General features: G+C 69.8%; 24 protein-coding genes. 18 read left to right on the forward strand and 6 right to left on the reverse strand.

The annotated features are described in order from the left end of the window. The first annotated feature begins 64 nt into the window (after window positions 1–64). Both ACFWDI_RS20455 and ACFWDI_RS20460 read left to right on the forward strand, forming a co-directional pair. A complete protein-coding gene (locus tag ACFWDI_RS20455; protein WP_385305745.1) occupies window positions 65–490 on the forward strand; it encodes a rhodanese-like domain-containing protein in 426 nt (141 codons plus the stop codon). Between the two features lie 139 nt (window positions 491–629). Then, window positions 630–2,105, forward strand: coding sequence for a DUF2079 domain-containing protein (locus ACFWDI_RS20460; RefSeq protein WP_385305746.1), 1,476 nt, complete (start codon window positions 630–632; stop codon window positions 2,103–2,105). 96 nt (window positions 2,106–2,201) lie between these two features. Here ACFWDI_RS20460 and ACFWDI_RS20465 read toward each other — a convergent pair whose 3' ends face one another. Next, window positions 2,202–2,921 (reverse strand): peptidylprolyl isomerase, encoded by a 720-nt coding sequence (locus tag ACFWDI_RS20465; protein WP_385305748.1) that lies wholly within the window; start codon window positions 2,919–2,921, stop codon window positions 2,202–2,204. A 539-nt stretch (window positions 2,922–3,460) separates the two neighbouring features. Here ACFWDI_RS20465 and ACFWDI_RS20470 point away from each other — a divergent pair. Both ACFWDI_RS20470 and ACFWDI_RS20475 read left to right on the forward strand, forming a co-directional pair. Then, window positions 3,461–3,685, forward strand: coding sequence for a DUF6296 family protein (locus ACFWDI_RS20470; RefSeq protein ID WP_385305750.1), 225 nt, complete (start codon window positions 3,461–3,463; stop codon window positions 3,683–3,685). Between the two features lie 150 nt (window positions 3,686–3,835). Continuing rightward, window positions 3,836–4,189, forward strand: a complete 354-nt coding sequence (locus tag ACFWDI_RS20475) for a hypothetical protein (protein ID WP_385305752.1) — start codon at window positions 3,836–3,838, stop codon at window positions 4,187–4,189. 19 nt (window positions 4,190–4,208) lie between these two features. Here ACFWDI_RS20475 and ACFWDI_RS20480 read toward each other — a convergent pair whose 3' ends face one another. Then, complete coding sequence (locus ACFWDI_RS20480; protein ID WP_385305753.1) at window positions 4,209–5,096, reverse strand: DUF2867 domain-containing protein; 888 nt, start codon at window positions 5,094–5,096, stop codon at window positions 4,209–4,211. A gap of 45 nt (window positions 5,097–5,141) precedes the next feature. Between ACFWDI_RS20480 and ACFWDI_RS20485 the strand changes: the two genes are divergently transcribed. Beyond that, window positions 5,142–5,747, forward strand: coding sequence for a TetR/AcrR family transcriptional regulator (locus tag ACFWDI_RS20485; RefSeq protein WP_385305755.1), 606 nt, complete (start codon window positions 5,142–5,144; stop codon window positions 5,745–5,747). 74 nt (window positions 5,748–5,821) lie between these two features. On the opposite strand, the gene ACFWDI_RS20490 is transcribed toward ACFWDI_RS20485, so the two are convergent. Next, window positions 5,822–6,877 (reverse strand): Ku protein, encoded by a 1,056-nt coding sequence (locus ACFWDI_RS20490; RefSeq protein ID WP_385305756.1) that lies wholly within the window; start codon window positions 6,875–6,877, stop codon window positions 5,822–5,824. Between the two features lie 49 nt (window positions 6,878–6,926). Here ACFWDI_RS20490 and ligD point away from each other — a divergent pair, with 49 nt between their 5' ends. The 3 genes from ligD to ACFWDI_RS20505 all read left to right on the forward strand — a co-directional run bounded on the left by ligD (window position 6,927) and on the right by ACFWDI_RS20505 (window position 9,247). Further along, window positions 6,927–7,802 carry a non-homologous end-joining DNA ligase gene (gene ligD, locus ACFWDI_RS20495; protein ID WP_385305758.1) on the forward strand — a complete coding sequence of 292 codons (876 nt, stop codon included), beginning with the start codon at window positions 6,927–6,929 and terminating at the stop codon, window positions 7,800–7,802. Continuing rightward, window positions 7,799–8,743 carry an RNA ligase family protein gene (locus tag ACFWDI_RS20500; RefSeq protein ID WP_385305760.1) on the forward strand — a complete coding sequence of 315 codons (945 nt, stop codon included), beginning with the start codon at window positions 7,799–7,801 and terminating at the stop codon, window positions 8,741–8,743. Before ligD ends, ACFWDI_RS20500 begins: the two co-directional genes overlap by 4 nt. A gap of 66 nt (window positions 8,744–8,809) precedes the next feature. Next, window positions 8,810–9,247 (forward strand): nuclear transport factor 2 family protein, encoded by a 438-nt coding sequence (locus tag ACFWDI_RS20505; RefSeq protein ID WP_385305762.1) that lies wholly within the window; start codon window positions 8,810–8,812, stop codon window positions 9,245–9,247. 75 nt (window positions 9,248–9,322) lie between these two features. On the opposite strand, the gene ACFWDI_RS20510 is transcribed toward ACFWDI_RS20505, so the two are convergent. Then, window positions 9,323–10,123 carry a nuclease-related domain-containing protein gene (locus tag ACFWDI_RS20510; RefSeq protein ID WP_385305764.1) on the reverse strand — a complete coding sequence of 267 codons (801 nt, stop codon included), beginning with the start codon at window positions 10,121–10,123 and terminating at the stop codon, window positions 9,323–9,325. Between the two features lie 115 nt (window positions 10,124–10,238). Between ACFWDI_RS20510 and ACFWDI_RS20515 the strand changes: the two genes are divergently transcribed. The 8 genes from ACFWDI_RS20515 to ACFWDI_RS20550 all read left to right on the forward strand — a co-directional run bounded on the left by ACFWDI_RS20515 (window position 10,239) and on the right by ACFWDI_RS20550 (window position 19,408). Next, window positions 10,239–12,317 carry a PBS lyase gene (locus ACFWDI_RS20515; protein ID WP_385305765.1) on the forward strand — a complete coding sequence of 693 codons (2,079 nt, stop codon included), beginning with the start codon at window positions 10,239–10,241 and terminating at the stop codon, window positions 12,315–12,317. Continuing rightward, window positions 12,314–12,616 (forward strand): zinc-ribbon domain-containing protein, encoded by a 303-nt coding sequence (locus tag ACFWDI_RS20520; protein WP_385305766.1) that lies wholly within the window; start codon window positions 12,314–12,316, stop codon window positions 12,614–12,616. The genes ACFWDI_RS20515 and ACFWDI_RS20520 overlap by 4 nt, the downstream gene beginning before the upstream one ends. 316 nt (window positions 12,617–12,932) lie before the next feature. Next, window positions 12,933–13,655, forward strand: coding sequence for a hypothetical protein (locus tag ACFWDI_RS20525; RefSeq protein WP_385305767.1), 723 nt, complete (start codon window positions 12,933–12,935; stop codon window positions 13,653–13,655). After that, on the forward strand, window positions 13,652–14,941 hold the full coding sequence (locus ACFWDI_RS20530) for a histidine kinase dimerization/phospho-acceptor domain-containing protein (RefSeq protein WP_385305768.1): 1,290 nt from the start codon (window positions 13,652–13,654) through the stop codon (window positions 14,939–14,941). Before ACFWDI_RS20525 ends, ACFWDI_RS20530 begins: the two co-directional genes overlap by 4 nt. A gap of 133 nt (window positions 14,942–15,074) precedes the next feature. Next, window positions 15,075–16,454 (forward strand): FtsW/RodA/SpoVE family cell cycle protein, encoded by a 1,380-nt coding sequence (locus tag ACFWDI_RS20535; protein ID WP_385305770.1) that lies wholly within the window; start codon window positions 15,075–15,077, stop codon window positions 16,452–16,454. Further along, window positions 16,451–17,908, forward strand: coding sequence for a penicillin-binding transpeptidase domain-containing protein (locus ACFWDI_RS20540; protein WP_385305771.1), 1,458 nt, complete (start codon window positions 16,451–16,453; stop codon window positions 17,906–17,908). The genes ACFWDI_RS20535 and ACFWDI_RS20540 overlap by 4 nt, the downstream gene beginning before the upstream one ends. A gap of 4 nt (window positions 17,909–17,912) precedes the next feature. Beyond that, a complete protein-coding gene (locus ACFWDI_RS20545) occupies window positions 17,913–18,962 on the forward strand; it encodes an amidase family protein (RefSeq protein WP_385305773.1) in 1,050 nt (349 codons plus the stop codon). Next, window positions 18,959–19,408, forward strand: coding sequence for a DUF3291 domain-containing protein (locus tag ACFWDI_RS20550; RefSeq protein WP_385305774.1), 450 nt, complete (start codon window positions 18,959–18,961; stop codon window positions 19,406–19,408). The genes ACFWDI_RS20545 and ACFWDI_RS20550 overlap by 4 nt, the downstream gene beginning before the upstream one ends. Here the strand turns inward: ACFWDI_RS20550 and ACFWDI_RS20555 are convergent, their stop codons facing one another. Then, on the reverse strand, window positions 19,409–20,050 hold the full coding sequence (locus tag ACFWDI_RS20555) for a Uma2 family endonuclease (RefSeq protein ID WP_385305776.1): 642 nt from the start codon (window positions 20,048–20,050) through the stop codon (window positions 19,409–19,411). Window positions 20,051–20,122: 72 nt separating this feature from the next. Between ACFWDI_RS20555 and ACFWDI_RS20560 the strand changes: the two genes are divergently transcribed. Continuing rightward, a complete protein-coding gene (locus ACFWDI_RS20560; RefSeq protein ID WP_385305777.1) occupies window positions 20,123–20,404 on the forward strand; it encodes a hypothetical protein in 282 nt (93 codons plus the stop codon). Between the two features lie 60 nt (window positions 20,405–20,464). Here the strand turns inward: ACFWDI_RS20560 and ACFWDI_RS20565 are convergent, their stop codons facing one another. After that, entirely contained in the window at window positions 20,465–21,571 is a 1,107-nt protein-coding gene (locus ACFWDI_RS20565; RefSeq protein WP_385305779.1) for a ferritin-like domain-containing protein, read from the reverse strand. Between the two features lie 199 nt (window positions 21,572–21,770). On the opposite strand from ACFWDI_RS20565, the gene ACFWDI_RS20570 reads away from it, so the two are divergent. Continuing rightward, the gene (locus tag ACFWDI_RS20570; protein ID WP_385305781.1) at window positions 21,771–22,706 is read left to right on the forward strand and encodes a diiron oxygenase; all 936 of its coding nucleotides are present in this window, start codon (window positions 21,771–21,773) and stop codon (window positions 22,704–22,706) included. Window positions 22,707–22,728 lie beyond the last annotated feature (22 nt).

Consider the following 22,728-nt stretch of genomic DNA (forward strand, 5'->3'; position numbering starts at 1 on the left):
CTTTTGCTCCATTTTCCCTGGGCAGTATCCAGCCATTCCAGGCCGACCCCCGGACGTGTGGGGGGTGCTCTGCGACGAGCTTGACGACCGCTTCGCCGGCCTGGTCGGCGAGGTCGTCCCGTTCGGCACGCGTCTGGTGCTGGTGCTGCCGGAGTCGGCCGAGAGCGCGGCCGGCGAGGCGGTGATCCAGCTGCTGCGGATCGGATACGAGAACGTGGCGGGTTATCTGGCGGGTGGTGTCGACGCCTGGCAGGCAGCCGGCCGACCGCTGCGTATTTCCGTACCGCGGACGTGCGCGAACTGGCCGGGCACATCGCCGAACGGCTGGTGCTCGACGTACGGCCGGAGCGCCCCGAGGCGGAATTCCAGGCACGATCGCCGTGCCACTCGCCGAACCGCCCGGGCGGCTCGGCGGGATGCCCAGGGAGCGCGAGATCTGGACGGTCTGCGGGAGCGGCCGGCAACCGAATGCTCGTTGAGTAGCAAATGAGATGGCCTCTTCGGTTCGATGGCGCCCGCGCCAGGGGTGCGGCCATTCGGAGGATTCTGACCACACAGGAGGTAACTCGGAGTCAAGTATTGGAGCTTGCTGGCATCTTGAGGGCCCTCAGCCTCAGCTTTTGGAAGGCATGGCCATGCAAGCACCCCCCACCGACACCACCACGCGCCCACAGCAGCAATCAGATTTCGAGAATCAGGCGGAAGCCAAGCCGTCTCACAGGAGTCGCTCCGAAGTCGCATGGTGGATGTGGGTCCTGGCGGGGGCGCTGTTCTGCGCGTACACGGCTTTGTCCCTGCGTATCCATCAACGGATGCTCACCCGCAGTTACGACCTGGGAATCTTCGAACAGGTCGTCCGCTCCTACGCGGATGGGCATCTACCCGTCTCCGAACTCAAGGCGCCGGACTTTGCCGTCCTGGGGGATCACTTCTCTCCCGTTCTGGCTCTTGTGGCACCTCTCTACTGGCTGTGGCGATCGGCGAACGCCTTGCTCGTGATGCAAGCTGCCTTGCTGGCGGCAAGCGTTCTGCCCCTGATGGTCTGGGCACGCCGAAGGCTGGGCGCCAAGGCGGCTGCCGTTATCGGTGTCAGCTACGGCGTCTCCTGGGGTATCGCCAGTGGGGTCGGCTTCGACTTCCATGAAGTGGCCTTCGCAGTTCCGCTCCTCGCATGCTCACTGACCGCTCTCGGGAGTGACCGGCTGCGCGCCGCGGCGTATTGGGCGCTGCCCTTGCTGCTGGTGAAGGAAGATCTCGGGCTCACGGTGGCCGTGATCGGTCTCGTCATCGCCTGGCGCGGCGACCGCAAGCTCGGGATCATCACCGCTTCGGCCGGTCTGGCCGGGTCGCTGCTGACGCTGCTGGTGGTTCTGCCGGCCCTCAATCCGAGTGGGTCCTTTGCCTATTGGTTCTGGCTGGACAGCCCGGGAGGCAGTGAAGGCGGGCTGACGGATCTTCTGTACAAAAGCACGATCGGTCTCATCACCCCCCAGGCAAAGGTCTCGACTTTCCTGCTCCTGCTGGCCCCAACCCTATTTCTGGCCTTGCGATCCCCACTGCTGTGGATTGCCCTGCCGACTCTGCTGTGGCGCTTCGCCTCGGGCAACGAATTTCACTGGGGCACCAGCTGGCACTATTCGCTGGTTCTGATGCCGATCGTCTTCGCGGCATACATCGACGCGCTGATCCGACGACGCCCAAGTACCAGCAGTCTGCGCCGTTACCTCGCGGGCTCTGCTGCGGTGAGCTTCTTGCTCCTTCCGCAGTTTTCGTTGTGGCAGCTGGTCCAGCCGGCCACCTGGCGGACCGATCCCCGCGTCGCTGTCGCCCACAGCCTGATGGACCGCATCCCTGACGGGGCCACGGTCCAGGCATCCAACAATCTGGGTCCCCAGCTCACCAACCGTACGAGCGTCAGCGTCTACGGCTATCCCGACAGCCGCCCCAATCCTGAGTGGATCATGGTAGACACATGGGTGCCGGGGGATCGGCGATGGCCACTGAATATCATCGAGGAGAAAATCTCCCTGGACCGTGCCCGTGCTCAGGGATATCGCACCGTGGCTGACCGAGACGGCTACGTACTGCTCAGCCGCACGGGCTAGTCAGACATCAAGGGCAGTCAGTGGGGCGCCGGTCGGACTTGGCCGGCACCCCACCGGACGTCACCCACTGCTCTCACGGGGGCTTTTGGTCGCTGACTACCGCACCCTTACCGACTTGATGATGACGGCCTCCTTGGGCCTGCCATCCGTGGATCCGTCCAGCGTCCCGTTCTCGGCGATCTTCTTCAATACGTCCAACCCATCGACGACTCTCGCGAACGGAGTCCAACCGGGCTGCATGTGGTATTCGGGATCGGCGTAGGTGATGAAGAACTGGCTGCCATTCCTGCCAGGAACCGCCTTGGACATCGCGACGGTGCCGGCCGAATATTTGGCGCCGTCCAGATTCTCGTCCCGGAAGAAGTACCCTGGATCAGCCTTACCTTCTCCTGCGGGGTCCCCGCATTCCAATACGAAAATACCCCGGGTGGTTACGCGGTGGCACTTGCTGTCGTCGAAGTACCCCTTCCTGGCAAGGAAGGAGAACGAGTTGGTGGCGCAGGGCGCATTTTCGGTCAGGGCCTCGAGGGTGACGGTTCCCATGTTGGTGGCCAGTTTGGCCTGGTACGGCCGAGCCGCCGTTTTGGCGTCGAAGGCGGGGATACCCACGGACCTTTTGCCGCCGGTCGGCGTGTAGGAACATGGGGCCGCCGCCGGCGACTTCGCATCGGTACCCCGGCCGGTCAGGGAGACAGCTGTCCAGACCAGCCCTGAGCAGGACGCGGTGACTGCGAGTGCAATCGTCGCCGCCCTGGCCATACGCCTCCTGCTCTTTGTGACTTCATTCAGCTTTCCCGGCCAATCTCTGATGGACATTCGAGCCTCGATGTGGGTGGGTGGCAGTGGATGATGCGAAACGGAGCGTATCCAGGCGCCTTTGGATCGGTTACGCCGACACGCACCGTTCCCGTGCCAACCCGGCGTGCCCGCGAAGGTGGTGCGCAGACCGGCCCGGATTGACCACCCGGCTCCGGCCACAACTGTCATCAGCTTTTAGGAGGATGATCCCGACCGCATTTCTTTCCGCTGCTTACCGACCCGAATACGGCTGGCTGTTTCGACGGCTCAACGGCGGGTGTTCCCGGCGCAGCGGAGTTCTCGAAGACCGCAATCCATCACCGCGCCAGTAGTGCCGCACGCCGATATGGCCGCGGGGCGCGGCGCCCGCGGGTGTCGCGGGTGTCGCGGGCAGCCTCGCAGGGTGCGGCAGTCGCGGGATCCGGGCTGGTCCGGGCTGGTTCGGGCCGCTCCTGAGGCGCGGTGGGCGGGCGTGGGCGACCATGGAGGGGATCAGGTGCAGCGGCGAGACGTGGAGCGACGCTCCAGGCCCCTGCCGAGCCTTGTCGGGAGGCCCTATGGAGTACCCGGAAAGGTACGAGCTGATATTTCAGGCGTCCGCCGTTGAGGACGACGTCGTGATCGTCCGGCGCACCGAGAGAGCGGGAGCGGGCGGATACCCGATCTACGAGGACGAGACGGGGATCGTGCGCGCCGAGATCAGTGACCGAGGAGAGGTACGGATGGTGGCCAGTGGAGGACATCAAGCGCCGGGGTCTCCGACGGCGCGGGCACTCGGCTGACGCGGTGCGCCCGGCAGTGCGGCCGGCGTGCGGTCACTCCTTGACGGTCCACTCGGGCGGCTATGTGGCCGCTGGGCTCCCGTCCCGTGTGTCGGCCCGCGCGGGCGGCCGGGTCGACGCACGGCGCAGGCTCCCTCTGGAGGTGCGCTCATGAACCCCCGCAAGGTGCCGGCCCGGTGGGCGGAGCCCCTCCAGCCCCCACCCGGCTATTTCGGAGCGGAAGACAGCCCGCCCGACGAGACGCGACGGCGCCTCATCCTCGACTGGGCGGTGAATCAGCGGATCGCCAGCGGCTGGCGCGTCGAATCCCGCTCGGAGACGCAGGCGGTCATGGTTCGCGGCGAGCCGGTGAATCATGTGCTGCACGCCATCCTCAGCCTCGTCACCTGCTTTTTGTGGGTCGTCGTGTGGGCCGTGCTCACCGTGGTGAACAGGGTCGAGCGGGTCGCCCTCACGGTCGATGCGCAAGGGCACGTCGTCGCTGTGCACGCTCCGCGGTGCTGAGCCGTCCCGGCACTCCGAGTCACCTCGCCGGCGCCGTCCGTGCCGAGGCCGGCGGCGCCGCGAAAGCCAGGCGGCGGTGAGCGCGGCGGAGCATCAGGCGGGACATGAACGGGTGGAGGCGGCGGACCACCGCGAAGTAGAGCCTGCCACGCCTGTTGTGGGTCTTCACCACCGTGGTGAGCGTGACTTTGTCGTCGGCGATCAGGACCGAGGCGCGGAAGTCCAAGTGGCTCGCGTCCTCGCCCAGCAGGAGCTCGTTCGACGCGGTCGCCCGGACCGCAAAAGGGAGGACGCCGCGCCAGGCCTCGGGGTCGTGGGGCATGCCCGGGTTCAGAGGGAGTTGCCAGGCATCCGCGAAGTCCGGGGCTGCGAAGGCCTGGTGGGCCAGTTCGGCCTCACGCGGCACGCCCGTCGCGGTCGGACGGTCCCAGATCATGCGGCGCATCAGACGTGCTCGCCGGGACCAGCGGTACGGGCGGCGCAGACCGGACGGGGATGCGGCGCGCTCGATGTTGTCGATGAGCTCCTCGACCATCGTGTCGTGCATCGGGCGGATCACCAGGGTCCAGAGCAGCCATGATCTGAGGCCCTGCTCCTGTTCGAGCACGTGGCGGACGCGGCAGCGGTCCGCGTCCAGTGGTTCTACGGCGAGGGCGTGGAAGCCGTTGGACGGCGGGGCGAAGTCGAAGCGGATGCCACTGCCGGGGTCGTACGCGCTCACCGAGTAGCGGATGAAGCCGTGACCGCCGTTCGCACCGACGGCGAGCGGGCCGTCGAAGAGGATCGGCGGCCAGACGGGGCTCGGGCTGAGCGGGTCGTCCTGGGAGGAGAGGCGGTCGAGCAGGGCGCCGACCACCTCCGGTGAGGCCTGAACTATGCGGTCATGGACGTTTTGTACCGTGCGCATCCCGCACCTCCGTACGGTGGCGTATGTTTCACCATACGGTAGCGTATGGACATGGCACGAGCAGAGCAGGCAGGGCAGCCAAGGGGACCGGGACGCAAGAGACTCTCGGCCCGCGACTGGGCCGACGCGGCGCTCGCCGCCATCGGTGAGCGCGGGCTCGCGGCTGTCGCGGTGGAGCCGCTGGCCGCCCGGCTCGGGACGACCAAGGGCAGCTTCTACTGGCACTTCACCAACCGGGAAGCGCTGATCGAGGCCGCGCTCAGCCGGTGGGAGGAGATCTGCACCGAGGAGATCATCACCGCCATGGAGTGCGAGCCGGACCCCGAGAAGCGGCTGCGCACCCTCTTCGCCCAGGCGACCGCCTCGGCCGCCGAGGATCCGCTCGAGGTCTCCCTGCTCGCCACCGCCGACCACCCCCAAGTAGCGGTCGTGCTGCGGCGGGTGACGGATCGTCGAGTCGGCTATGTGGCGCACCTCTTCGAGGAACTGGGTTTCCCGCCGGACCAGGCGCGGCAGCGCGGACTGCTCGCGTACACCAGCTACCTCGGGCACACCCAGCTGAGCCACGCCGTACCGCAGGCCCTCCCCGTCGGGGCCGAGCGCGGCGACTATCTGGAGTCCATGATGGACACCCTGCTGCGCCGCGCATAGCGCTGCGCCGCCTACAGAGCCGCGCCACGCATGGACGGCTCAGCCCGAGGCCCCGAGCCGGGATCGGACCGGGATCAAGCCGAGGCGCGCTTCTTCGCGGTGGCCTTCTTGGCCGTGGTCTTCTTCGCCGCCGACTTGGCCGCCGTGGACTTGGTCGCGGTCGCCTTCTTCGCCGTCGACTTGGTGGCCGTGGACTTGGTGGCACCGGACGCCGTTTTCTTCGCCGCCGTCTTCTTCGCCGCCGTCGCCGTGGACTTCTTCGCGTCGGCACCGCCCGACTTCGGCGCGGCCGCCGCCCGCCTGCGCCCCTTGATCGGAGTGACCTCGGCGACCTCCCCGCCATCCTCGCCCCGCGCCTCCTTCGCCGCGCGCACGCTGCTCTCCAGCGCGGCCATCAGGTCGATGACCTTGCCGGGGCCGTGCTCCGCCGGCGCCGCCTCGGGCAACACGCCGCCACCCTCCACCTTGGCCGCGATCATGGCCTCGACCGCCTCCCGGTAGTCGTCGTGCAGCGAGTCCAGGTCGACTTCGCCGAGGGTGTTCATCAGCGCGTCGGCCAGGTCGAGTTCGGCCTCGCGGACGGTCACCTCGGTGTCCGGCGCGACGTCCTGCGGGCTGCGGATCTCGTCCGGCCAGAGCAGACCGTGCATGGCGATCACATCGTCGACGACGCGCAGCATGCCCAGGCGCTCCCGGCCGCGCAGCGCGAATTTGGCGATGGCGACCTTCTCGCTGCGCTTGAGCGCCTCGCGCAGAAGTGTGTACGGCTTGGCGGCCGGGATGCCGTTGGCCGACAGGTAGTACGCCGCGTCCATCTGGAGCGGGTCGATCGACGACGCCGGCACGAAGGCGACGATCTCGATCGTCTTCGCCGTGGGCAGCGGGAGCGCGGCGAGGTCCTCGTCGGTGATCGGGATGAGTGATCCGTCGGCGGCCTCGTACGCCTTGCCGATCTCGGCGGCCGTCACTTCCTTCTCCTCCAGCTCGCAGACCTTGCGGTAGCGGATCCGGCCGCCGTCGGCGGTATGGATCTGCCGGAACGAGATGGAGTGGTTCTCGGTGGCGTTGACGAGCTTGATGGGGATGCTGACCAGCCCGAAGGAGATCGCACCGTTCCATATGGATCGCACGTTTCATCCCTTTCATCCGAAATCTTGGGATTCATGGGATTCTCATCGTATGACGCCGATCACGGAAGTGGAGGGGCGACGCCTGGCGCTCACCAACCTGGAGAAGGTCATCCACCCCGCCACCGGAACCACCAAGGGCGAGATCCTGCACTACTACGCCACCACGGCGGGCGCGATACTCGCCCATCTCGCCAACCGTCCGGTGTCCTTCCTCCGCTACCCGGACGGGCCGGACGGGCAGCTGTTCTTCACCAAGAACCCGCCACCCGGTACGCCGTCCTGGGTACGCACCGCCGCCGTACCCCGCTCGGAGGACAAGAACGCGCGGCAGGTCGTCATCCAGGACCTGTCGTCGCTGATGTGGGCGGCGAACCTCGTCGTGGAGTTCCATACCCCCCAGTGGCAGGCGGACGAGCCGGCGGTCGCCGACCGTATGGTCTTCGACCTCGATCCGGGCGCGCCCGCGACGATCGTCGAGTGCTGTGCCGTTGCGCTGTGGCTGCGCGAGCGGCTGGCCGCGGACGGACTGCACGCGTACGCCAAGACCTCGGGTTCCAAGGGGCTGCACGTCCTCGTGCCGCTGGAGCCCACCCCTTCCGAGAAGGTCTCCGCGTACGCGAAGAGCCTGGCCGTCGAGGGCGAGGCCGCGCTGCCGGGGCTGATCCTGCACCGGATGGCCCGCTCCCTGCGGCCCGGGAAGGTCTTCGTCGACCACAGCCAGAACGCCGCCGCGAAGACCACCGCGGCGCCCTACACGCTGCGCGCCCGCGCCGAGCCGACCGTCTCCACGCCAGTGACCTGGGAAGAGGTCGAGGCACAGCAGAACCTCGACTTCCGGATCGGCGACATCTCGCCACGGCTGGCGCGGTACGGGGATCTGCTCGGCCCGCTCATCAATCTCAACCGGGCCGGGCCACTGCCATGAGCAGCGCGCCGAGGCCCCCGCTGAAGGTGGCGCTCGCCGAATCGGTGAGCGTGCTGCCGCGCGGCCACGGCCTGGCGTACGAGCCGAAGTTCGACGGCCACCGGATGGTGATCTTCCGGGCCGGTGGCAAGGTGGTGCTCCAGGCCCGTTCGGGACGGATCGTCACCTCGGCCTTCCCCGATCTCGAGGATGCGGCACGGCAGTTGCCGGACGGCACGGTTCTGGACGGCGAGGTGGTGGTCTGGACGGAGGGCCGTACGGACTTCGCCGCCGTACAGAAGCGCGCGGCCGCCACACCGGGACGCGCGCCCACTCTCGCGCGCCGACTGCCCGCTTCGTACGCGGCCTTCGATCTGCTCGCCGAAGGGGGCGAGGATCTGCGGCGGCTGGCGTACGAGAAACGGCGCGCGCGGCTGGTCGCGCTGCTCGGCCCGCTCGGTCCGCCGCTGCAGGCCGTACCGATGACCCTGGACGCCGAGGAGGCGGCCACCTGGTTCGAGACCCTGCCCGCGATCGGCGTCGAGGGGCTGGTGGTCAAGCGCCTCGACCAGACCTATCGGAGCGGCACGCGCGCGTGGCTGAAACTGCGGCACACGTATGCGCGCGACGCGGCGGTCGTCGGCTTCACCGGTACTCCGGCGCGGCCGGCCGCGCTGGCGCTGGCACTGCCGGACGACGACACCCCGGTGGTGTCGAGTCCGCTCGCTTCGGCACTGCGCGCACAGGCGGCGGTCGCGCTGCACGGGCGGGCGACCGGCGAGACCGGGACGGCGATGGCGATCGGGGTGGGCGAGATCGCGTACCGAACCGTAGAGCCGGGAGTGACGGCCGAGGTGGAGCAGGGGACGACGCGGCACACCGTCACCACGGTGCTGCGGCTGCGGCTCCCTCAGGATCAGGATCTGGATCAGGACCTGAGCCAGGACCAGGAAGGGAATTAATCAAGTTTGACTAGTCGATGACCGGGAATACCTCCCTCAAGTAGTCACACTTGAAGAGGAGACCGCGTGACCGTTCTGCCCGACACCGGATACACCCCCACCCCCGGGGAACTGGCGAGCATCGAGGCGTGGTTCGCCGCGTACGACGCACACAGCGCCAAGCGCGAGGTCGAGCGCATGGCGGACCTCGCCGTCTTCCCGCTCAACCTGGTCAGCGACGACTCGGCGGGCAACGGCGCCTCCGCGCAGTGGGACCGGCAGCAGTTCATCGAGACCATGGGCCAGGTGATGGGTGACGGCCGTGACGACATCACCTTCGAGTCGACGCGTACGCCCGTCTTCCTCTCCCCCGCCATGGCCGTCGTCTTCACGGACTCGACCATGACCATGACCATGGACGGACAGACGCAGCAGCTGCGGTACGCCGACATCCTGATCAGGCGGGACGGGACGTGGGCGTTCCAGACCATGCTCCAGGGCGGCTGGGGCGACAACCTCCGCTGACCGCAGACCACTCGCTGCTGGCTGCCGACTGCCGACGCGTGATGCGTGATGCGTGATGCGTGATGCGACGCAGCGTCAGACGCGCAGCCAGCTGCGGCGGTCGCGCGCCGTCGCGTACAGCGCCTCGATGTCCGCGGGCTTCAGTACGCCGCCGAGCCTGGTCAGCGCAGGCACCTCGTCGTCCCGCAGAATCCTTACGTCCGGCGGTGCGGGCACCACGTCCAGCCGCGCCGCTCCGACCACGGCGAGCACCGGGCGTACCACGGCCGTCAGTGCGAGCGCGGCGCGCTCGGCCCGGCGGCGGGCCAGGCGCAGCTGTGGAACCGGCTCGCCGCGGCCGACCCGGACCATCGGGTCGGCGATCCGCACCCGCAGCCGGCGGGCCTGGAGCGTGTGCACGGCCAGCACCCCGGCGGGCCCGATGACGAGATGGTCGATGTGCTCGGTGCCGGGCAGCGGAACCGAGTGCAGGATCCGCCAGCCCGCGCCCTCCAGCCGGTCGAACTCGCCGCCCAGCAGCTGCTGCGCGGCGAGTTCGGCGCGGCGCGGATCCTGGCGGAAACGGTGCCCGGCGGGGAGATGGTCCAGTTCGGCGTGCAGCGCCTCGCCGGGGCGGTTGGGGGCCAGGTCGTCGTCGGGGTGCAGAGACAGCCTGGCGAGGTCGGCGGACGTGGGGACGGGCGGCGGACCGACGGTCACACCGTCGGTGAGATACGGGGCGAGGGCTGCCAGCACATCGGCGCGGTGGCGGTCGGAGACCAGGCTGACCCGGCCGGTGTCCCGGTCGTACCAGGCGATGCTCCGGCCGTTCGGCAGGCTGACGTACAGCCGGTCCCGGCCCTGCCTGCGTGCTGGTGTGACGCGCAGTCCCGTCATGCCACCACCCCCCGACCATGGGAACAGCCCACGTGCCTTCGGGGCAATAACCCCGCGATGTCCGAGCTGTGGTGCACACTCTCCCCAAGCGCACAGTTCTTGGGAGGGGGCAAGCGTGTTCGGGGGGATCGACGAGGTCGAGTGGGCCGCACTGGGGCATGCCTACGGCCCGGCGGACGATGTGCCGCAAATGCTGCGCGGACTGGCTTCCGCGGACCCGGCGGAGCGCGAGACGGCGCTCGACGGGATGTACGGGGCGGTGCACCACCAGGGCGATGTGTACGACTCGACGCTCGCCTGCATCCCGTTCCTTCTCGAGCTCGTGGCGAATCCAGCCGTCCAGGACCGGGGCGGCATCGTCGAGTTGCTGACCAGCATCGGCGGCATCGATCTGGACGGCGACGACGAACTGGACCCGGAGGACGAGGAGTTCGAGTACGCCGCGAACTACGCGATGGCCGCGTCGGCCGTGACCGCCGGCGCCGACGCCTTCCTGGGGCTGGTCGACGCCGACGACCGCGGGGTGCGGCTCGCCGCGCCGCTCGCGCTCGCCACGCTGCACGACGATCCCGAGCTCGTGCTCGGTCTGCTGCGGGACCGGCTGGGCGTGGAGCCCGACGCGGAAGTGCGGTTCGCCTGCGTCGAGGCCGCGGGCCGGATAGCGCTGCGGCACGAGTATCTGGCGCCCGAGGTGGTGCAATGGCTCTCCGGTCTGACCCGGGTGTCGTACGGCCCGGGGCTGCGCTTGGCCGCGCTGGCGCAGCTCGCCCGCTGCGCGCCGGGGGAGCTGCCCACCGGTGTCGTACCGAGCGTGGCCGGCCTGCTGCGCGAGCTGCGCGCCGAGCCGGTGGTGACGGCGCAGGCCGCCGAGCGGCCGTCGACGCCGACGCTCATCGGGCAGCTGCGCGAGCGCCACGAGGCGGATACGGCGGGCCGCCACGCCCCCTGGACCGCGGATCTGCTCCGTACGCTGCACTCCGGTCTCGGCGATCGCGTCGACGACCGGACAGCGCTGCTGACCGATCAGCTGTGCAGCCCCGACTGGGGGCAGCGGATCGACGCCGTACGGATGAGCAGCGGGCTGCTGCGGACCTGGCGCGGTGCGTACGAGGAGCTGGTCGGTCTGATCGGGGAGCAGCTCGGCGACCCGGAGCCACGGCTGGCCGAGGCGGCCGCCGACGCGCTGGAGGAGCTGTTCTCGCTCGCCGGGCCCGCCGCGGACGCACTGGCGGACCGGGTCGCCGCGGACCCCGCGACCTGGGTGCGGGAGTGGGCGGGCGGGCCGCCGACCCTCGGCAGCGCGGTCACCGCGCTGGCACGGGCGGGCGACCGGCGCGCGGTGCCGGTGCTCGCGCGGGCGCTGGAGCGCCCCGAGGCGCCGAACGATCTGGCGTACGCGCTCGACCACCTGGGGGCGGCCGCAGCACCGCTCGTGCCCGCGCTGCGCCAACGCCTCGGCGAGTTGGAGCTGGACGCCCGGCTCTACGACCGGGCGGGACCACTGCTGTACGGACTCACCGCGCTGCGGGCCGCCGATGCGGTGCCCGAGGTGCTGCGCATACTTCGGGGAGCGCCGGAGTACCGCAAGGAGTGGGTGACCGAGTCGGCGCTGCGGGCGCTCACCGCCTTCGGGCCGGCGGCAGTCGAAGCCGTGCCGGATCTACGCGCGATGCTGGGCCGCGGCGGCTGCTCGGCGGTCCTCTCGGCGCGGACCGCCGGCGCGCTGTGGGCGATCGAGGGCGACGCCGGGACCGTACTGCCGGTGCTGCGCGCGGCACTGTCGGAGCGGGACTCCGCGGCCCGGCGCTCGGCGGCGACGGTGCTCGGCACGCTGGGGGCGGCGGCCGCCGAGGCCGCTCCGGCGCTGGGTGAACTGCTGCGGGCGGCCGAGCCATGGACCCGGGTGGACGCGGCGATCGCGCTGTGGCGCGTGACGCGAAATCCGGAGCGCCCGTGGCCGGTGCTGCTGGCGGCCTGGGAGGGGCAGGCGCACACCCGCGTGCCGACGGCCGAATGCCTGGCGGAGCTGACGGCCGACGGGGTGGAGGGCGCCGAGCGAATACTCCGCGGCGAGCTGGGATCCGCAAGACGTCATAACGCGATCGACGGCGGATACGGCAGTCATGACATCTTTACTGACGAGAAACTGCTGGCCCTGTGCCGGCAGGCACTGTCCACGGAGGGAACAGCATGATCATCTTTGGCACCAGGGGATACCTCTACCAGCTGGCGATACTGACGCTGGTGTGCGGGCAATGCGGCAACCCGTCCGCGCACACGCTCAGGAAGCGCGTCACGAAATTCACGCTGTTCTTCGTGCCGCTGTTCCCGTTCTCCACGAAGTACGCGACGCAGTGCACGTTCTGCGGCGCGGAGGCGAGCGTGAGCAAGGAGACGGCGGAGCAGCTGCAGGTCCAGAGCGCGGGCGCGCAGGGCGGTCAGGCGTACGGGCAGCCGCAGCAGCAGCCCGGACAGCAGCCGTACCAGCACTGACGCCGGGCCGGGAGGCAGGCAGGCAGGCAGCGAGATCGGGGCGGACGAGGGCAGCGGCGCACGGGGGCAGCGGCGGACCGGGGCAGCGAGGTTCGGGGCGGACGGGGCGGCAGCCCGGCGTGTGCGGAGGACATCACCACCCGCGGCAACGTCGCAATGCTCGCGGCTGGCCGCGGCCCCACCGCGCCCGGCGCCGCCGGGTGGACCGGCCTGAGCAGGCCTGCTGGTCCCCCGGTAGCGTCACCCCGGGCGGGAAAGGGGGTATCCGTCCTGGTGACGCATGACGACACGGCCGAACGCCCCCGCTAGGAGACCCTTGAGCCCGAGCTCGCACCGCCTGAGGTACGCGACGTACGCGGTGCTGCTGACGGCGACCGCGGCCGCGGTGCTGTCCGGCTGCGGCAACGAGGGCCGGATCAAGAGCGCGGGCGCGACCCCCACGGCCATCGGCCCGGTCCGCCTCTGGCCCGATCTGCCGCCCGTCACCGCACCTCCCAACGACTTCGGCGAGACGGACACGGAGCGCGTCCCCGGTATCAAGGTGCCGGGCGACGGCGACGGCGTCCGCGCCCTGGACCCGGTCGCCGTGGTGCAGGCCGAGGCCGACGCCTACCCCGACGAGTACGCCGGTATGGACGGGCGCTACCAGGAGACCGTCGCGAAACTCCACACCTGCAAGGACAAGCCGAAGTACTGCCCGGTGCTCAAGCCGTACTACCGCGATCTGACCGGTGACGGCCGGGAGGAGCTGATCGTCGGCATCAGGATGCCCGAGCAGCAGACGTCGGTGCGCTGCTACATGCCCGCCAAGGGCGGGCTGACCCGGATCATGTCCACCTCGGACCAGCTTGTCAGCGTGAATCTCGCGGGCCGTGACGTGATCCTGCGGTCGGTCTCGGCCGGCATCCCCGGATACGAGTACCGGACCGCATGGTCCTGGGACGGCCAGCAGGGTGCGATGCTTCCCGCCAGCGACGAGATCGTACGGGTCAAGCCGCCCCGCTCCCCCGCGCACAAGGCCTCGGCGGGCGCGTCGTGAGACGGCTGCGGCTGCCGCGCTGGGCCGCGACCCTCACCTGGAAGGCCGCGGTCTTCATCACCGTGATGTGCTGCGCACTCGCCGCGATGCTGGGTGCGCTGGTGCATGTCGCGGTGACCCGGCAGACGGTGGATCAGGCGCGGGAGAAGGCTCTCGGCCGGCTGGTCGACGTGACACGGGCCTACGAGGCGGGCGAGCCGATGCGCCCGCACGCGGGCGTGGATCCGCCGGGCCTGCCCCCGTCGCTGCGTGAGCTCGCCGTCGCCGGGAAGCGCGGCACGATGGTCGCCGACTTCCGGGGCCGCCCCACCATGTGGGCGGCGGGGCCCGCCGACGGCCGGGCAATCGCCGTCCAGGTCGACTACACCCTCAGCGCCGACACGATCACCGGTCTCGACCAGGCGATCGTCGGCTCGTCGGTGCTGGCGATCGGCGCGACCTTGCTGGTGGGCGCCTTCGCCGTCACCCGGGTCACGCGGCGGCTGCATCTGACCGCGCAGGTGGCGCGGAGGATCAGCGCCGGCGATCTGGACGCCCGCGTCAACGACCCACGTACCAAGGACCCTTCGCGCCCCCAGGACGAGGTGGCCACGGTCTCCGGCGCCCTGGACACCATGGCATCGTCCCTGCAGGGCAAGCTGCTGAGCGAGCAGCGCTTCACCGCCGATGTGGCGCACGAGCTGCGCACTCCGCTGACCGGACTGTCCGCCGCGGCCGAGCTGCTGCCGGAGGGCCGCCCGGCCGAGCTGGTACGGGACCGGGTCCGGGCGATGCGTTCACTGACCGAGGATCTGCTGGAGATCTCCCGGCTGGACGCGGGCAGCGAGACGGTGGACCTGGACGTGCACGAGCTGGCGCATCTGGCCGAGCGGGTGGTGCGGGCCTCCGCGACGGACACGGAGGTACGGGTCGTACGCGATGCGACGGTCGAGACCGACAAGCGGCGTCTCGAGCGGGTGCTCGGCAATCTCGTCGCCAACGCCCACAACCACGGGCAGCCGCCGGTGGTGCTGACCGTGGACGGCGGGGTGGTGACGGTCGGCGATCACGGGGCGGGCTATCCGGAGTATCTGCTGGAGCACGGGCCGCAGCGGTTCCGTACGGACGGCGGCAGCAAGGGGCACGGGCTCGGACTGACCATCGCGGTCGGGCAGTCGGCGGTGATCGGCGCGGAGCTGCGCTTCCTGAACGCGCCGGAGGGCGGTGCGGTCGCCCGGCTCACGCTTCCCGAGTACATACAGTTCGTGAGCGACGGCGAAGCCGCCGCTCAGCCGTGCGCGGAGTGACGCGTCGCCAACATCGGCTCTGTGCCCCGCTGGTATCCACACGCTGACGCTCCGTCGACTCTTCCGCACACTCTTCCTCGACGCCCTATGACATAAAGGGACATAAGGCTTGCGTCTTGCTACGTTGCGTGGCATGACCGCAACGACGGCGGACGCTCCCCCGCCCGATCTACGCCTCCCCAAGCGGCGGGGTGTCGAGCTCTCGCTCCTCGTCTGCGCCGTCCTCATCTCCGTCTACGGCTATATCGACGTGGGCCTGACGAAGAGCGGCGCCGTGCCGCCGGACGCCGCGCACTACGGAGCGGGCCTCGGCGTGCTGGCCCTCCTGGCCCACCTCGCCGTCCGCTACCGCGCCCCGTACGCCGACCCGCTGTTCCTCCCCATCGCGGTCCTCCTCAACGGCCTCGGCCTGGCGCTCATCTACCGTCTCGACCTGGAGACCCCGAGCAACGCGGCCGCGCCCACCCAGCTGATCTGGTCCACGCTCGGCGTCGCCCTGTTCATCGCCGTCGTCGTCTTCCTGCGCGACCACAGGATTCTGCGGCGGTACGCGTATCTCTCGGTCGTCGCTGCCCTTGTGCTGATGCTCGTACCGATCCTCTTTCCCGCCGTGAACGGCGCCAAGATCTGGATCCGGATCGGCGGACTCTCCTTCCAGCCGGGCGAGTTCGCCAAGATCCTGCTCGCCGTCTTCTTCGCCTCGTATCTCGCCGCCAACCACAACGCCCTTGCGTACACCGGCCGCAGAATCTGGAAGCTCCAGCTGCCCACCGGCCGCGTACTCGGCCCCATCGTCGCGATCTGGCTGCTCAGCGTCGGCGTTCTGGTGCTCGAGCGGGACCTCGGCACCTCACTGCTCTTCTTCGGGCTCTTCGTGATCATGCTGTACGTGGCGACGGGCCGGACCGGCTGGATCGCCGTCGGGCTGCTGCTCGCCGCGGCCGGCGCAGTCGCCGTCGGCTCCTTCGAACCGCATGTCCACAGCCGGGTCGAGGACTGGCTCGACCCCTTCGCCTCCATCGACGCCGGCGAGGGCCCGGGCCAGCTCGCCCAGTCACTCTTCGCCTTCGCCGCCGGCGGGATGCTCGGCGCCGGGCTGGGACTCGGCCACTCCATCCTCATCGGCTTCGCCGCCAAGTCCGACTTCATCCTCGCCACCGCGGGGGAGGAGCTCGGCCTGGTCGGCCTGACCGCGGTCTTCATGCTGTACGCGCTGATGGTGGCCCGCGGCTACCGCGCCGGACTGGCACTGCGCGACCTCTTCGGACGGCTGCTCGCCATCGGCTTCGCCTCGATCCTCGCGCTCCAGGTCTTCGTCATCGCGGGCGGCGTGATGGGACTGATCCCGCTCACCGGGATGGCGATGCCCTTCCTCGCGCAGGGCGGTTCGTCCGTGGTCACCAACTGGGTCATCGTGGCGCTGCTCATCCGGGTCAGCGACTCGGCCCGCACACCGCAGCCCGAGCCGGTCGAACCAGGTGTCGTCGCACCGGTCCTGGAGGTCGAGCGGTGATCCGCTACATCCGGCGGGCCGCCGTCCTGTGTCTGCTGCTCCTGGTCGCACTGCTGGTCAACGCGGCTCGCGTGCAGGTCATCGAGGCCACGTCGCTCGACAAGAATCCGGCCAACCGCCGACTGGTCATCGACCGTTACGACGAGCCGCGCGGCGACATCCTGGCCGGCGGCGGACCGGTCACCGGCTCCCAGGACACCGGCGAGCAGCTGCGCTACGAACGCACCTACCCACAGGGGCCGTTGTACGCACCCGTCACCGGTTACGCCTCGCAGACGTACGGCACCTCGCTCATCGAGAACGCCGAGGACTCCATCCTCTCCGGTGCGTCCTCGCTGCTCACCCGGATCCCGTTCTGGAACGACCTCAGCCGCACGCAGCGCCCCGGCGGCAATGTCGTCACCACCATCAAGCCCTCGATGCAGCAGGCCGCGTTCAGCGGCCTCAACAACAGAAGGGGCGCGGTCGCGGCGATCGAGCCGTCGACCGGCAGGATCCTCGCACTGGTCAGCAGCCCTTCGTACGACCCCGGTCTGCTCTCGGGAACCGGGAAGCAGGTCACCGACGCCTGGACCAGGCTCAACGGCTCGAGTGTCCAGCCGATGCTCAACCGGGCCATCCGGCAGACCTATCCGCCGGGGTCCGCCTTCAAGATCGTGACGGCCGCGGCCGCGCTGGAGGCCGGCGTGGTCACCGACGTCGACGCGCCGACCGGCACGCCCGATCCGTATGTCCTGCCCGGCACCTCGACCACGCTCCCCAATGAGGCGAAGGGCTGCGGCAACGCCTCGCTCGCGTACGCCATCCAGTGGTCGTGCAACACCGTGATGGCACATCTCGGAGTGCAGGTCGGAATGCCCGGAATGCTGGACGTGGTCGACAGGTTCGGCTTCAACGACCGCGGGCTGACGATTCCCTCAGGTGTGGCCGCGTCCAACTTCGACAGCCGGATGACCGTCGACCAGCTGGCGCTCTCCTCGATCGGGCAGTTCGACACCGCGGCAACGCCGCTGCAGATGGCGATGGTCGCGGCCGCGGTCGCCAATGGCGGCGACATCAGACGTCCCTTTCTGGTGGACCGGGTGACCACGTCGGACGGCCACACCGTCTCCCGGCACAGCCGGAAGTCGTACCACCGGGCGATGAGCCCCTCGACGGCGCAGCAGCTCCAGCAGCTGATGGTCGATGCCGTCGAGGAAGGCACCGGCGCGAAGGCCGGGATCGACGGGGCGAGGGTCGGCGGCAAGACCGGTACGGCACAGCACGGCATGGGGAACTCCGGTACGCCGTACGCCTGGTTCATCTCCTGGGCGCAGGGGGACCGCGCGGCCCGGCCGGCGGTCGCGGTCGCGGTGGTCGTCGAGGAGGCAGCAGCGGTGCGCGGCGAGATCAGCGGCGGTGGCAGCGCGGCGCCGATCGCCCGGGCGGTGATGGAGGCGGCGCTGCGAGACTGATCCCATGACGGTGGTGGAAGCGCTGGAGCGGATCGCGCGGCTGGACCCTGGCCTGTGCGCCTTCGTCGAGGTGTGGCCCGAGCAGGCGCTCGCGCGCGAGGTGGGCCCCGAACTCCCGCTGGCCGGACGCCCGTTCGCGGTCAAGGGACCGTCCGGCATCCATTCGTACGCGGCCCGGCGGCTGATCGCGGCCGGCGCGGTGGCGGTCGGCTCGACGGCGGTGCCGGGCCCCGGCACGTACTGGCAGACCTGGGGTCTCGGCGCCCACGGCCGTACGGTCAACCCGTGGCGTGCGGACCGTACGCCGGGCGGTTCATCGGCGGGCTCGGCGGTGGCGGTCGCGGCGGGGATGGTGGGGCTCGCCACCGGCAGCGACGGGGCCGGGTCGGTGCGGATCCCGGCGGCGTGGTGCGGGGTGTTCGGCCTGAAGACGACGAACGGACTGCTGCCGTCCCCGGACCGGACGGGTCTGGCCTCGGCGGGCGTGCTGACCCGTTCGGCGGCGGACGCGCGGGCGTATCTGCGCTGTGTGCTCGACGGGTACGAGGACGTGCGGGTGGAGTTGCCGGTACGGGCGCGCTGGTCCGCGGACCTGGGCTTCGCGCGGACGGAACCTGAGGTGGAGTCGGTGGCGCGGGCGGCGGCGGAACGACTGGCGGCGGCCGGAATCGTACGCCTCGACGAGCGGCCGCTCGCCCTGCTCGACCCGCGGGGGGCCTGGCAGGCGGTGCGGCGCGGGGAGCCTTCGGCGGGGGCGGCGGTGCGCGGCGAGAACGACCGCCGGCTCGATGCGCTCTTCGCGGACACCGAGCTGCTGCTCACTCCGGCGACCCCGAACCGCCCGCATGGCCACGACGGCCCTGGCGAGCTCTACTCCACCGCACTGACCTGGGCGTTCAATCTCAGCGGCCATCCGGCGGCCAGCATCCCGGCCGGCTTCACGAGCGACGGCTGCCCGGTCGGCCTGCAGCTGGTGGCGGCGCGCGGCGCGGACGTCTCGCTCCTCGAAATGGCGGTGGCGGCGGAGCAGGGCACGATTATCGTGCGCCCATGACCTTCGAACTCGCCCAGGTGAACATAGCCCGACTCAAATTCCCGCTGGATTCCCCGGAGTTGAAGGATTTCGTCGACGGCCTCGAGCCGGTGAACGCGGTCGCGGACGCGGCGGACGGCTTCATCTGGCGGCTGAAGAGCGACACCGGCAATGCCACGGACGTGCCGGTGTTCGGGGACGAGTGGCTGATCGTGAACATGTCGGTGTGGCGGGACACCCATGCGCTGACGGCGTTCATGTACCAGGGACAGCACCGGGAGCTGCTGGGCCGCCGCTACGAGTGGTTCGAGCGGATGCAGGAGATCATGACCACCCTGTGGTGGGTGGAGCCCGGCCACCGCCCGACGGTGGAGGAGGCGGAGAGGCGCCTGCTGCACATACGCGAGCACGGGCCGACGCCGCACGCGTTCACGCTGCGGACGTCGTTCCCGCCGGGAGCGGAGTGATCAGCCGGCCTCGGGCCCCGCGCCCCCGGGAGTGGTGCCCCTGAGTCGACGGCGGTTGACGGCGGTGAGGTCGACGTCGACGGGGAACGGGAGGTCCAGCTTCAGCTGCTTGTGGTGGACGCCGGCTACTGCGTAGGTGCCCGTGGCGGGGTCGAGCTGGTAGACGTAGACGACAGGAAGCCCGCCGTCCTCCTCGACCCGCCAGAAGTGCCGGATGCCTGCCCTGGCGTACTTGTGGGGCTTGACCTCACGGTCACGTTCTACAGAGTCGGCGGAGACGATCTCGACTGCCAGGAGGACGTCGTCAGGGTCGTAGCAGGTCTGCCGCGGGCCGGTGGTTGCGCTCCCGGAAACCACCATCAGGTCAGGCTCAGGCCGATCCCGCTTGGCGAGTTTGGTAGTCATCTCACGGATGACGTCGAGGTCCTCAGGCGCATGGTCCAGCAGGGCGTTCTCCAGCAGGCGCAGGGTGGCCATGTGGAAGTGGGTCTGCGGACTCATGAAGACGAGGCTCCCGTCGATCAGCTCCGTGTGCGGAGGAAGATTCGGAAGCTTGTCGAGGTCATCCGCCGTCCAACCGCCGACCGGCGGACGGGCCCACTCGTACTGCTCGTCCAGCCCGTACTCGCGTGCGGCGCTCATGATGGCTCCCATGCGACGGAGTCTGCCTGGCACAGCCAGCGTACCCAGCGGGAACGCCGGAACGCCCCTCCAGTGAGTGAACCGCTCTCCGGCGTTGACCAGCTGCACCGCGTGCCGTGCCCGCTGCTGGTGGTGGTCCTGGCCCTGCGGTCGCAGCCGCCGATGCCCGGCATGGAATGGTTCGACGAGCTGCTGGAGGCGTATGCCAAGGGCCTCGACCAGGAGCTGGCGCGGCTCGCGGACGAGCGCCCCACGGCGACGGTCGAGGACATCGACGCCACGCACGCCACGCTGCTCGAGGAGCCGACGGCGGTGGCCGCGCTGGGGCGCCGGTTCCTGGGCCCGCCGGCCTAGGAGGGCTAGGCGGACTAGGCGGGCTGCGCGCCGTCCGCGATCCCTCCTGGGCCCGCCGGCTTAGGAGGGCGCGCCGTCCGCGATCGCCTCCTCGACCTCGGACACCCGTGCCTGCTCCTCCGCCGCGAAGCGCTCGCGGTCGAGCTGTTCGGCGATCTCCTCGTCCTGGGACATCAGCAGGTCGAGGTTGGCGTCGCCCATCTCGAAGACGCCCATGTCCAGATAGGCCTTCTGCAGCCGCTCGCCCCACAGCCCGATGTCCTTGACGCACGGCACGATCCGGCTGAACAGCAACTTCCGGAACAGCTGCAGGTATTCGGACTGCTCGGACAGCTCGGCCGCCTCCTGCTTGGGGATGCCGAAGTTCTCCAGGACCTCCACTCCGCTCAGCCGGTCGCGCATCAGGTAGCAGCCCTCGATGACGAACTCCTCGCGCTCACGCAGCTCCGCGTCGCTGAGCTCCTTGTAGTAGTCGCGCAGCGCCATCCGCCCGAAGGCCACATGGCGGGCCTCGTCCTGCATGATGTACGCGAGGATCTGCTTGGGCAGCGGCTTGTCCGTGGTGTCGCGCAGCAGGCCGAACGCCGCGAGCGCGAGGCCCTCGATGAGGACCTGCATGCCGAGGTACGGCATGTCCCAGCGGGAGTCGCGCAGGGTGTCGCCGAGCAGGCCCTGGAGGTTGTCGTTGATCGGGTAGAGCATCCCGATCTTCTCGTGCAGGAAGCGGCTGTAGATCTCGGCGTGCCGGGCCTCGTCCATGGTCTGGGTGGCGGAGTAGAACTTCGCGTCCAGATCCGGGACCGATTCCACGATCCTCGCCGCGCACACCATCGCGCCCTGCTCGCCGTGCAGGAACTGGCTGAACTGCCAGGAGGTGTAGTGCTTGCGCAGCTCGCCCTTGTCCTTCTCGGTGAGCTTCGCCCAGTGGCGGGAGCCGTAGAGCGTGAGCGCCTCGTCGGGGGTGCCCAGCGGATCGTACGGATCGACCTCCAGGTCCCAGTCGATGCGCTTGGCGCCGTCCCACTGCTTGTCCTTGCCCTTCTGGTACAGGGCGAGGAGACGGTCGCGGCCGTCCTCGTACTCCCAGCTGAAGCGGGCCGCGCCTGAGGCCGGGACCTGCCAGAGGGAGTGTTCCGGGGCGCGTGTATAGCGATCGTGCGTCGACACTGACGGCTCCTTCGCCTCATATCCCGTGACAACCAAGGACAGTTGGCAGGCTCACACGTTGGTAGACGAAGAGTCAACAAGTCGCGCGCAAGGGATTGACGACCTTGCTGACATGGAGTCTCATAAGGCGTGCCCCGGGCCTCGGCCTGCCCGGGGGCAATTCCCGGACCCGATGCCGACTCGTGAGGTGCCCTCCGCCATGACGACCGTGACCGAACGCGATGTGCAGCTGCTCCGCGACGCACTCGGCCCGCTCCGGGACCGCGAACAGGTCGCCGAGCGGCTGCTCGAGTCCTCCGCCAAGCACTCCTTCGACCCCGACAAGGAGCTCGACTGGGAGTCTCCCATCGAGGAGGGCAAGTGGTTCTGGCCGCCGGAGCTGCTCTCCCTCTACGACACCCCGCTCTGGCACAAGATGTCCGAGGAACAGCGGCTGGAACTGGCCAGGCACGAGGGCGCGTCGCTCGCCTCGCTCGGCATCTGGTTCGAGATCATCCTGATGCAGTTGCTGGTGCGCCACATCTACGACAAGTCCGTGACCAGCAACCATGTGCGCTACGCGCTCACCGAGATCGCGGACGAGTGCCGGCACTCGATGATGTTCGCCAGGATGATCCAGAAGAGCGGGGCGCCCGCCTATCCGGTACCGCGGATGTACCACAATCTGGCACGCGTGCTGAAGACCGTCTCGACCACGCCCGGTTCGTTCGCGGCGACGCTGCTCGGCGAGGAGATCCTCGACTGGATGCAGCGGCTGACCTTCCCGGACGAGCGCGTGCAGACGCTGGTGCGCGGCGTCACCCGTATCCATGTGGTGGAGGAGGCACGGCACGTGCGGTACGCCCGCGAGGAGTTGCGGCGCCAGATGGTGACCGCGCCGCGCTGGGAGCAGGAGGTCACCCGGATCAGCAGCGGAGAGGCGGCGCGGGTCTTCTCCGTCTGCTTCGTCAATCCGCAGGTGTACACGAACATCGGCCTGGACCGGCGCGAGGCGGTCGCGCAGGTGAAGGCGAGCGGACACCGGCGCGAGGTGATGCAGTCGGGCGCGAAGCGGCTCACCGACTTCCTGGACGACATCGGGGTGCTGCGGGGGCCCGGCCGACGGCTGTGGAAGGCGTCCGGCCTGCTGGCGTGATACTCGTCGCCGGCCCGTACGG

This window comes from Streptomyces sp. NPDC060064 (assembly GCF_042736455.1).
Lineage (GTDB): Bacteria > Actinomycetota > Actinomycetes > Streptomycetales > Streptomycetaceae > Streptomyces.

Coding starts and splice junctions, on each gene's coding strand:
- ACFWDI_RS20485 (WP_385305755.1), top strand. CDS start 5,142: ATGGACATGGCACGAGCAGAGCAGGCAGGGCAGCCAAGGGGACCGGGA.
- ligD (WP_385305758.1), top strand. CDS start 6,927: ATGACGCCGATCACGGAAGTGGAGGGGCGACGCCTGGCGCTCACCAAC.
- ACFWDI_RS20545 (WP_385305773.1), top strand. CDS start 17,913: ATGACGGTGGTGGAAGCGCTGGAGCGGATCGCGCGGCTGGACCCTGGC.
- ACFWDI_RS20470 (WP_385305750.1), top strand. CDS start 3,461: ATGGAGTACCCGGAAAGGTACGAGCTGATATTTCAGGCGTCCGCCGTT.
- ACFWDI_RS20555 (WP_385305776.1), bottom strand. CDS start 20,050: ATGAGCGCCGCACGCGAGTACGGGCTGGACGAGCAGTACGAGTGGGCC.
- ACFWDI_RS20460 (WP_385305746.1), top strand. CDS start 630: ATGGCCATGCAAGCACCCCCCACCGACACCACCACGCGCCCACAGCAG.
- ACFWDI_RS20535 (WP_385305770.1), top strand. CDS start 15,075: ATGACCGCAACGACGGCGGACGCTCCCCCGCCCGATCTACGCCTCCCC.
- ACFWDI_RS20480 (WP_385305753.1), bottom strand. CDS start 5,096: ATGCGCACGGTACAAAACGTCCATGACCGCATAGTTCAGGCCTCACCG.
- ACFWDI_RS20550 (WP_385305774.1), top strand. CDS start 18,959: ATGACCTTCGAACTCGCCCAGGTGAACATAGCCCGACTCAAATTCCCG.
- ACFWDI_RS20465 (WP_385305748.1), bottom strand. CDS start 2,921: ATGTCCATCAGAGATTGGCCGGGAAAGCTGAATGAAGTCACAAAGAGC.
- ACFWDI_RS20475 (WP_385305752.1), top strand. CDS start 3,836: ATGAACCCCCGCAAGGTGCCGGCCCGGTGGGCGGAGCCCCTCCAGCCC.
- ACFWDI_RS20570 (WP_385305781.1), top strand. CDS start 21,771: ATGACGACCGTGACCGAACGCGATGTGCAGCTGCTCCGCGACGCACTC.
- ACFWDI_RS20520 (WP_385305766.1), top strand. CDS start 12,314: ATGATCATCTTTGGCACCAGGGGATACCTCTACCAGCTGGCGATACTG.
- ACFWDI_RS20500 (WP_385305760.1), top strand. CDS start 7,799: ATGAGCAGCGCGCCGAGGCCCCCGCTGAAGGTGGCGCTCGCCGAATCG.
- ACFWDI_RS20510 (WP_385305764.1), bottom strand. CDS start 10,123: ATGACGGGACTGCGCGTCACACCAGCACGCAGGCAGGGCCGGGACCGG.